Source organism: Peribacillus sp. YIM B13482, assembly GCF_042787975.1.
In the GTDB taxonomy this organism is placed as follows: domain Bacteria; phylum Bacillota; class Bacilli; order Bacillales; family DSM-1321; genus Peribacillus; species Peribacillus simplex_A.
On the sequence record NZ_JBHZPF010000098.1, the window covers coordinates 1 to 8,134 of the forward strand.

Here is an 8,134-nt window from a genome sequence, read left to right on the forward strand (position 1 = left end):
TTCGTCTATCGTATATTTAGTCAAAAAAACTGCACCTCCAATTGTTAGATGGTGTCTAACAATTGGGGTGCAGTTCAATTCAACAGTCCTTAACATCAAAAATGTAAAAAAGAGCTTTAAAGGGAATGAGGTTTTAAAAGATGTCAATATCACTTTGAAGCAAGGTTCCGTATATGCCTTATTAGGGGCGAACGGGGCTGGGAAAAGTACCCTATTAAAAATTGTTACCGGGTTACTAAATAGTGATGGAGGGAAAGTGACAATCCAAGACATAGATGTCGCTAACAATCCGGTATTGGCACAAAAGTTATTTAGCTTTAGTTCCCAGAATACCACTGTTGACGGAGTACTCACTGGATACGAAAACCTTTATTTAATTGCTAAATTGCGACACGAAAGCAACTCGAGAAAAGTTGTTGAAAGTTTGTTAGAAAAGTTTGATCTGACTGAAGCCAAAGATAAAGCTGTTTCAAATTATTCAGGAGGAATGCGTCGTCGTCTCGACTTAGCCATGAGTTTAGTTGGGAATCCAGAAATCATTTTTCTGGATGAACCTACTACTGGATTGGATCCGAATAGCAGGCAGGAGCTTTGGAATATGATTAAAGAAATGAAGTCCCAAGGGAAAACCACCTTTTTAACGACTCAATATTTAGAAGAAGCAGATTATTTAGCCGATCAAATAGGCTTTTTACGAGAAGGGAAAATTGTTGCCAGCGGGACCCCAGATGAAATGAAACGAATTGCTGGAGCAGATAAATTACTTCTTGTATTTAATCGAAATCAAGACGCCGAGAAAGCTTTAAAACTTTTGGAATCTTATTCTCCGATCAAAAATGCAGACTTTGAGATTTCCATAGATTTAGATAAAGAAATTCAAACGACCTTGAACGTATTGAATGCCCTAACAACTGAAAAAATTGACCTCAAAACCTTCAAAATGACTACTCCAACCCTTGATGATGTATTTATGACACTTTCGAAAGGATGAAAATTATGAATGTTTTTCAAAATTTAAGTGATACATTAACGCTTGCAAATCGGATCATTAAACATAATATACGTAGTATCGACACGCTTCTTACGGTTGTTGCGATGCCGGTTATGATGTTATTGGGTATGGTTTTCATATTTGGTGGTGCCATTCAAATTGCTGGAGTGTCTGAAGATGAGTATATTAATTATATTCTTCCCGGAATTCTGTTAATGACGATTGCTACAGGATCTGCTTACACCTCGTTACGGATAAATTTAGACAAAACTTCAGGGATGTTTGACAGATTTAAGTCAATGCCCATAGCCAAATCATCTGTACTGGGGGGGCAGGTAATAGCTTCAGTTATTTTTATGTTAGTTTCAATAATGGTCGTATTAATAGTAGGATTTATAACTGGATTTAGAAGTGATGCAACATTTGCTGAATGGCTACTTGTGGCACTATTGATCACTCTCTTTTCGCTAACATTAACGTGGATTTCAGTGCCATTTGGATTGGCTGCTAAAGGTATTGAAGGAGCAAGTTCTTTTTCATATATCTTAATAATGCTGCTTTTTGTCAGTTCTGCATTTGTTCCTGTCGAAGGAATGCCGAAGATCATCCGAATCTTTGCGGAAAATCAACCAATGACACCGATTATTCAAACTATTAGAAATCTGTTAGACTCGCAGCCTGTTGGAAATGATCTGTGGGTGTCGTTCGGTTGGATGGTGTTAATAATATTAATTTCATATATTTTTGGATTGAAGGTTTATAGAAGAGTTTAAAGAGTTGTTGATGTAAAAAAGTAGTTATCTATTATAATTATTTTGTATCAAAGCAGCAAAAGAATAGCTGGAGAAACAAATCTTATTCAATAGGATTTGTTTCTTGCAACAAATGATTTTAAGAAAGAAAAAATGAACCCTTTGCTAGCATATATAGCAAAGGGTTTTCAAATTTATTGATTTAGTATCTTCTTCTTTTATCTTGGCTTCTCAAGAATAAAGAAAACGACACAGTATAGACAGGCCGTAGAGAAATGCAATAAAGGGGGAATATCACTATTTTATCCCCCCTTATTAATGACCTTATATGTTAATTACTTAATCAACCTGGATTGTCAACACTAAATCAAACAACTTTTTTAAGGGATAACTTTTTAAAATCTAGAGGGCTTACATAGCCTAAAGTTCCATGAATGCGCAACTTATTAAACCTGTTCACATAATCTCCAAATTCGAGTGTAAGCTGAGCTAAGCTTGCGAATGTTGTTTGATTGGCGAACTCAGTCTTAATGATTTTAAAGGTCGCTTCCGCGACAGCGTTATCATAAGGGCAACCTTTCATACTTAGTGAACGACCAATCTCAAATCTTTGATAGATGCAAACGCTCTTGCCACAAGCTTGGCGTCCTTGTTAGGTCCTGTGCTAAATCCAATAATTTCACGATTAAAGAGATCGACAAAGACACATATGTAATGCCATTTATTTTTGACTTTGACATATGTTAAATCGCTGACCACTACTTTTTTTTCTTTTACTTGTAGAAATTCCCGATTTAATTCGTTAGCCTGGACTGATTCGTTACATGCGGTCTTTTGCGGTTTGTACTGAGCGACTGTATAAGAGGAAACAAGCCCCTGTTCTTTCATGATCCGGCCAATTCGCCTTCTGGAGACCGTAAGGCCGTGTTAGCCCTATTTTGGTGATTGTTGTAGCTTTAACTGCTATTTCATCTTTTGCCATTCCGCAATATAGTGCAGAGATTGCGTTACGTATTCTTCGTTTCGCCGCCATGCTTTGCGCTGCCATATTAGGATTATACGGGGTCATTCTATTCTTTCTTTTCATTACCAGTCATTTGGTGAATTTAAAGAGCTTTGGTGTACCTTATGTGAGTCCAGCCGTTCCTTATCGTTTAAGGATTGGAAAGACTTTATTGTTCGCATGCCCCTTATGATGATGAAACGTCGTCCGAAGATGATGCATACGAAAGATCCCACACGTAAAGGATAACTACTTAAGAAAGGAAGTGAATCAGCGATGATAATTCGTCCAAAAGACCGAATTACGACTTCACAAGCTACGGTTATACTTATCAATTTTATACTTGGAACAGGAATTCTCACCTTGCCCAGAGCATCTGCGGAGAAGGTGAAAACACCAGATATCTGGATAACCGTTATTTTAGGTGGCCTGATTGCGATGATAGCAGGGGTAATCATAGTCAAATTAAGCCAACAGTTTCCTGAAAAAACCTTTTATCAATACATCCAAGATATTGTAGGAAAATGGGTGGGCAAATTACTTAGTCTACTTATCTTATGTTATTTTTTAACAATTGGTGGGTTTCATGCCCGTTCCTTAGTAGAAGTAACAAGTTACATGTTGTTAGAAGGTACCCCATCCTGGGCCATCATGATGCCATTTATGTGGATAAGTCTCTATCTAATCCGGGGGGGCATAAATCCGATCGCCCGTCTGTTTGAAATTATCTTACCAATTGCGATTATTATTTTTTTACTAGTTGCCTTTATGAGCTTCAAAATATTTGAGATCGATAATTTACGCCCGGTATTAGGGTTGGGAACCATTCCAGTACTAAAAGGGGTAAAAGCAACGGCTCTCGCATTTACAGGTCCTGAAATCATGTTGCTTCTTTTACCGTTTATGAAACAACCAAATAAAGCAGTAAAAGTCGTCCTGGTTGGAGTTTTTATTTCCTTGATTCTTTACGTGATAACCGTCGTGATGGTCATCGGCGCGTTATCCGTCGATGGAGTGGTCACGAGAACATGGCCGACGCTTAATCTTATACGCAGTTATGAAGTAACTGGTTTGATTTTTGAACGGTTTGAATCTTTGTTACTTGTGATATGGATTATGAAAATGTTTACTTGCTTTACCGTTGACTACTATGCAGCTTCTTTAGGTCTGTCCCAACTTTTCAAAAAGAGCATTCATCCATTTATCTATGGTTTGCTTCCGATTATTTACCTCATTGCTATGTTTCCCAAAAATATAAATGATGCATTTAAACTTGGGGATTTCGTTGGCAATGTTGCAATGTTTTTATTTGGTTTACTGCCTCTGCTATTACTCATTATCTCAAAAGTAAAGGGGAAAAATCATGAAGCAAACAGATAACAATGTACGGTTCCTCTTCGTTTCCCTGTCCGTTCTTTTGCTCTTGTCTCTTATGTTATTTCCAGTTTTTAAAGTGCTAGAGATTCGCATTTTAACGTAATTATCTTTTCTTTTATGTGTTACTCTTCATCTAAATTAGCTGTACGTAAATTGTTTGGAAATTCAAATATTACAGAGACCTTCCCGGTTGATATTTTTCACACAGGGGTAAAATATGGAGTGGTAGCTGACTCCTTTATTTAACTATGCCTTCACGAAGCCTAACTGATCTGAACTCATTTCATTTACCTGTAAGTCCAATTACAAGGGTTATGAAATCCTGCGAATAAGTGAGCATTCGAGAGATATTCGCATCAAACTGAGGGAGTTCAACAAGGTAATAGAACTAGATAGATACTGAATTTTTATTGGACTTAGATGTTTTCCGATCTAACAGAAAAATATAAGATAAGATAGATCCAATACTTGCAAGAACTATTATAATTCCCATAGATATTGCTTTATTGCTTCCTAAGCCAACAAGAGGAGCAATACTTCCTCCAAAGACTAAAGATAATACCCCAAGTAACGCAGATGCACTTCCTGCTGTTTTACCTTGTTTTTGCATAGCTAGTGACAACCCTGTAGTACTTACCATCCCAGCACTTGATATAACAAAGAATAATGGTACTAAAATAGCGTATAAACCTGCATTGAAAAGCAACATGACTAATAAAGTAATGGCTCCGAGAAAACCAATGCATAAGCCAGTAACAAAAAGTTTTTTTTCACTGATTCGACCAGCTAATCTGCCTGTAATTTGACTAAAAATAATAATTCCAATACCGTTAATGGCAAAGATTAGGCTAAATATCTGTGGAGAAGAACCATAAATATTTTGCAGAACGAAAGGGGAACCAGATATATAAGCAAACATAGCAGCAAAAACTAAACCTTGAGGTAAAGCATATCCTATGAAGCTTCGATCTAAAAGGAGTTTTCTAAATATATTCAGCGTATTTTTAATCCCTCCTAATGACCTTGAGTCAACAGGTAATGTTTCTGATAAACACAACACTATAATAAGAAACATAATTAAACCCACCGCACTCAACACCATAAACACACCTTGCCAAGGGGCAATGTGTAATAACTGAGCACCTAGTATGGGTCCGAGAAATGGAGATACACCACTTATCAAAGCTAGTAGGGAGAAGAATTTAGTCAACTCTGAACCTGAATAAAGATCTCGAACAATGGCACGAGAAATAACCATACCTACAGATCCAGCTAGTCCTTGAATTAACCTTAATATAATTAATTCCCATATTGATTGACTGAAAGCACACCAGAAAGATATAACAAAAAAGATTGTTAATCCTATGAGAAGAGGTTTTCGACGTCCATATACATCACTAAGTGATCCAGATAGTAATTGTCCAAGAGATAGGCCAACTAAGAAAAAGGTTAAACTAAGTTGTACAAGAGATTCAGTAGTATGCAGTTCTTTAGCTATATCAGGAAGCGCTGGTAAATACATATCAATGGACAATGGACCAAGAGCTACTAATGTTCCCAGTACAAATGCCATCCATAATCGTTTTGATTGAGATAGTGTATTCCTAGAAATTCTAAAAGTTTTTAAATAATTTATCATTACTTATATCCTTTCTTTTTAAAATTTTAAAAAATAGTTTAGCTGTATCTTTTTAGGGTTCACCCTGAAGTTTCTAACGTTATTTCACCTGAATTATTAGTTGAAATAGCAGATTCAATTAAATAAATTACCGCACAGTTTGTGTCAACTCTACAATAAGTCATTATAGAACTAAAGGGGCAGAATAGTTGAATAAGGTATATAAATAAGTGCACTAATTCAAGGAGGAATTGTACACTTTTTTATTGCAAGTAAATTAAACAAACGGACGTTTAATAATTCAAAAAAAGAAAACGACATTAGAGCTGGCTGGACACACAGAGTACGGACTAACACGGTAGTTATTATTTAATCTATTTAATCATCACATCGATAGCTTTTAGAATAATAAAAAGGACCCTTAAAGGGTCTCATGATAAGTAAATTGACTACTTAAGAAATTATCACATAGTTATCATTTAAAGAGTTAGGAGTTAACGCCAAGTTGCCGGAGAATATCATGCTTATCAACATGAGATCTTTTCTCAATGATTTTGCCGTCCGCAATTCGTAAAAGCATCAGAAGAGAAAATTTAACGTTTTTTCCAGTTGCGGAGACACCATGAAATGGAGTACCTGTATGCGTACCTTCAAATATGAAATAAACGGCTAATTGATCTCCTTCAGCTACCATAGATTTAATCGGCATTTTGAAGCCTGGAAAAGCATCAAAGTTTTTCTTTTCTGATTCGATAAGACCTTCTACGCCAAAAAAAGGCGTATCAACTTGTGGATAAAATACAAAGTCTTGATGGCAGAAATCTTTAAGTGCCTCATAGTTCTCTTGTTCAATTGCTTCATAAAAACGACGAACAAATTCTTTATTTGTTTCAACTGACATGTGATCTCTCCTCTCGTTCAACATGAAAACGAACATGTTTTGTCTGTTTTAAAATGTATATGATTCGCCATCATCTGGGACTAAAACAGTAGAAGAGATCCCCTTTTCATCAAGAAAGCTTTTTAATTCGTTTTTTGATAGTGTCCAGTGATTGACAGCTTCCATGTGGCTCACAATAATCTGAGTGTTAGGGGCAGACTTGTACACTTCATAGATATCCTCTTTCCCCATGATGAGAGAACCGCCTTCAAAGAATTGATTATTTCCACCATTTACAGCAATGATTTCTGGTTTATTTGTATCGATCACTTCTTGGACTGCGTCATACCATACTGTATCTCCAGCTACATATAACGTTTTTTCTTTTGAATGTTTGAAGACAACGCCACATACTAAACCAGCAAGTTTTTATATTTCTCCTCTTCCGTGCTCACCTTTTGTTTTGATTAATTGGATACCCTCAAAGACTGTATCTTCTTGTAAAGCCTCTACATTTTGGAAACCGGCGTTTCTAACTTCTGTAGCATCTTCTTCATTTTGAACAAACATTTTGATATCTTTTGGCAATACCTCTTTGGCAACATCATCAAAGTGGTCTAGATGTAGGTGAGTGACAATGACAGCATCTATATCATGAATAATATTTTCAATCGATGTTGGTAAACTAACTAAAGGATTAAATTGATCTTGTCTTAATGAATTTGGGAACGGTGGGTATGTACCTTTCTCAACTAACATCGGATCTATTAAAAACTTTTTGCCTGCATATTCGACAACAAGTGTGGCATTTCTAATTTGTTTAATATTCATCTTTATCGCTCCTTTCTTTGATCTACGTATAGTTTATACTATGGCCAATTAGCAAATACATAGATAAAATCAAGTCTTTTGCACATTTGACTTGATAAATGAAAGGATTTGAATAAATGTTAGATAATACGGATATGGGTATCTTGCATGAACTATCCAAAAACAGTCGAATCACGATGAAAGAATTGGGTGAGAAAGTCCATTTGACTGGTCAAGCAGCTGCATCTAGAGTTGCCAAATTAGAAGATAATGGAGTGATTGAGGGATATGCCATTAAAGTTAATCAAGTTAAATTAGGTTGTTTTATCCATGCTTTTATTACTATCATTACACAAAGCACTTATCACCAACCTTATCTGTCGTTCATAAAAACACAAGAACAATACATCATAAATAACTATAAAATCAGTGGAGATGGCTGTTATCTTCTTGAATGCAAATTTCCATCAAATGAACTTTTAAATCAATTTTTGGAAGACTTAAAAGAGCATGCAAATTATAAATTATCAATTGTTATTAATAAATAGTGTTATATGGAGAGTTTGTGAACAAATATACTTAAACTAACGGGTGCATACTTCTATATGGGGCTGGAAACAGCTCCATTTTTGTATGAAAACATATTCGTGAAAGGCCATACTAAAATAAGCCCACCATATTCTAATTTTTTTGAAGGGCGTAA

The 8,134-nt window shown here is 35.8% G+C and carries 6 protein-coding genes and 3 pseudogenes; 5 read left to right on the plus strand and 4 right to left on the minus strand.

All coding sequences use genetic code 11. The annotated features are described in order from the left end of the window. Both ACFX4L_RS24365 and ACFX4L_RS24370 read left to right on the plus strand, forming a co-directional pair. Positions 1-991 (plus strand): ABC transporter ATP-binding protein (locus ACFX4L_RS24365; protein WP_377406509.1); only part of this gene is annotated, 991 nt, incomplete at its 5' end. Positions 992-996: 5 nt separating this feature from the next. Further along, complete coding sequence (locus tag ACFX4L_RS24370) at positions 997-1,764, plus strand: ABC transporter permease (protein ID WP_377387349.1); 768 nt, start codon at positions 997-999, stop codon at positions 1,762-1,764. Positions 1,765-2,110: 346 nt separating this feature from the next. Here ACFX4L_RS24370 and ACFX4L_RS24375 read toward each other — a convergent pair. Next, positions 2,111-2,670, minus strand: a pseudogene (locus tag ACFX4L_RS24375) (IS3 family transposase); the annotation flags it as partial. Between ACFX4L_RS24375 and ACFX4L_RS24380 the strand changes: the two are divergent. Both ACFX4L_RS24380 and ACFX4L_RS24385 read left to right on the plus strand, forming a co-directional pair. Beyond that, positions 2,664-2,995: pseudogene (locus ACFX4L_RS24380) on the plus strand (spore germination protein); the annotation flags it as partial. The pseudogenes ACFX4L_RS24375 and ACFX4L_RS24380 sit on opposite strands and share 7 nt — an antisense overlap. Positions 2,996-3,022: 27 nt before the next feature. After that, the gene (locus ACFX4L_RS24385; RefSeq protein ID WP_377406510.1) at positions 3,023-4,126 is read left to right on the plus strand and encodes a spore germination protein; all 1,104 of its coding nucleotides are present in this window, start codon (positions 3,023-3,025) and stop codon (positions 4,124-4,126) included. Between the two features lie 385 nt (positions 4,127-4,511). Here ACFX4L_RS24385 and ACFX4L_RS24390 read toward each other — a convergent pair whose 3' ends face one another. The 3 genes and pseudogenes from ACFX4L_RS24390 to ACFX4L_RS24400 form a co-directional block, all read right to left on the minus strand. After that, positions 4,512-5,762 carry a multidrug effflux MFS transporter gene (locus ACFX4L_RS24390; RefSeq protein ID WP_377406512.1) on the minus strand — a complete coding sequence of 417 codons (1,251 nt, stop codon included), beginning with the start codon at positions 5,760-5,762 and terminating at the stop codon, positions 4,512-4,514. Positions 5,763-6,228: 466 nt separating this feature from the next. Then, entirely contained in the window at positions 6,229-6,642 is a 414-nt protein-coding gene (locus tag ACFX4L_RS24395) for an ester cyclase (RefSeq protein ID WP_377406513.1), read from the minus strand. 48 nt (positions 6,643-6,690) lie between these two features. Then, positions 6,691-7,452 (minus strand): annotated as a pseudogene (locus ACFX4L_RS24400) (MBL fold metallo-hydrolase). A 116-nt stretch (positions 7,453-7,568) separates the two neighbouring features. On the opposite strand from ACFX4L_RS24400, the gene ACFX4L_RS24405 reads away from it, so the two are divergent. Then, a complete protein-coding gene (locus ACFX4L_RS24405) occupies positions 7,569-7,979 on the plus strand; it encodes an Lrp/AsnC family transcriptional regulator (protein ID WP_377406514.1) in 411 nt (136 codons plus the stop codon). Positions 7,980-8,134: the final 155 nt, after the last annotated feature.

Coding starts and splice junctions, on each gene's coding strand:
- ACFX4L_RS24395 (WP_377406513.1), bottom strand. CDS start 6,642: ATGTCAGTTGAAACAAATAAAGAATTTGTTCGTCGTTTTTATGAAGCA.
- ACFX4L_RS24405 (WP_377406514.1), top strand. CDS start 7,569: ATGTTAGATAATACGGATATGGGTATCTTGCATGAACTATCCAAAAAC.
- ACFX4L_RS24385 (WP_377406510.1), top strand. CDS start 3,023: ATGATAATTCGTCCAAAAGACCGAATTACGACTTCACAAGCTACGGTT.
- ACFX4L_RS24390 (WP_377406512.1), bottom strand. CDS start 5,762: ATGATAAATTATTTAAAAACTTTTAGAATTTCTAGGAATACACTATCT.
- ACFX4L_RS24370 (WP_377387349.1), top strand. CDS start 997: ATGAATGTTTTTCAAAATTTAAGTGATACATTAACGCTTGCAAATCGG.